The following is a 1113-nucleotide window of genomic DNA, read 5'->3' on the forward strand; positions in this document are numbered from 1 at the left end:
CAACTCAGCTACCTTTAGCCCCGATTGCAATCATTTGGTCACCGCCAGTGATGATCACAAGGCGAAAATCTATGGTCACAGTGCCGACGGATCATGGAAAGAAAAAGTGACTATTACTCATGACCATGTGGTCAGTTCAGCCGCCTTTAGTCCCGATGGCACTCTTGTGGTGACCGCCAGTTATGACCACACGGCGAAAATCTATGGTCTGGAGGCTAATGGATCGTGGGTACCAAAAGCTAGAATTTCCCATGAAATTTGGATACTCTCAGCTACCTTCAGCGCTGACGGGCGCTATGTGATAACCACCCCCGGTAGAGCTGACAAGTTGAAAATCCATGGTCAGGAGGACGATGGATCATGGCTGGAGACAGGCTCCATTCCAAATGATAGTCATGTCACATTTGCCGCCTTCAGCCCCGACGGCGCCCATGTGTTGACCATCGGTAAAATGCCTGAGAACGATCCGTTGATGTTTCCCCCTCCCAGCCTCGACCCCCCCTACACGGTGAAAATCTACGGCCAGAAGGCTGATGGATTCTGGGAACCAAAGCTTGGTATTCACCATTTTAGCGAGGTCATTTCTGCCTCCTTCAGCCCCGATAGCAGCCATATTGTGACTGCCACTATACGTGATACAGTGAAAGTCTTTAGTCAGAAGGGCGATGGGTCATGGGAACCAAAAGCCATCATTTGCCATGAAGATTTGGTGACATCAGCCACGTTCAGCGCCAGTGGCCGCCACCTGGTGACCGCCAGCTTTGATAAAACGGTTAAAATCTATGGTCTTAAGGACGGAGTCTGGAAAGAAAAGGCCACCATTGCTCATGACGGCGAGGTCAATTCAGCCGTCTTCAGTGCTGATGGTCGTCATGTGATGACTGCCAGTGTTGATAAAACAGCGAAAATCATCGGCCAGCAGATCGATGGATCATGGGTAGTGAAAGCATCCTTTTCACATCAGGATGAAGTCAGCTCAGCCACCTTTAGTGCCGATTGTTGCCATGTGGTCACCGCCAGTCAGGATGGTGTCGCGAAAATCACTGAAATCAGGGGGGCTTTGGTGTCACCTGAACCGGCGCAGGCTGGTAGTGATTGACGAAGCCCGGAACC

1 protein-coding gene is annotated in these 1113 nt (G+C 51.0%); it reads left to right on the forward strand.

Annotation, left to right across the window (positions count from 1 at the left end; genetic code table 11):
* The coding region (locus KDK19_RS09360) for a WD40 repeat domain-containing protein (RefSeq protein ID WP_257291814.1) at nucleotides 1-1099 on the forward strand (1099 nt) is incomplete at its 5' end.
* Between the last annotated feature and the right edge of the window lie 14 nt (nucleotides 1100-1113).

The sequence above is a fragment of the Endozoicomonas sp. ONNA1 genome (assembly GCF_024606325.1).
Taxonomy (GTDB): domain Bacteria; phylum Pseudomonadota; class Gammaproteobacteria; order Pseudomonadales; family Endozoicomonadaceae; genus Endozoicomonas_A.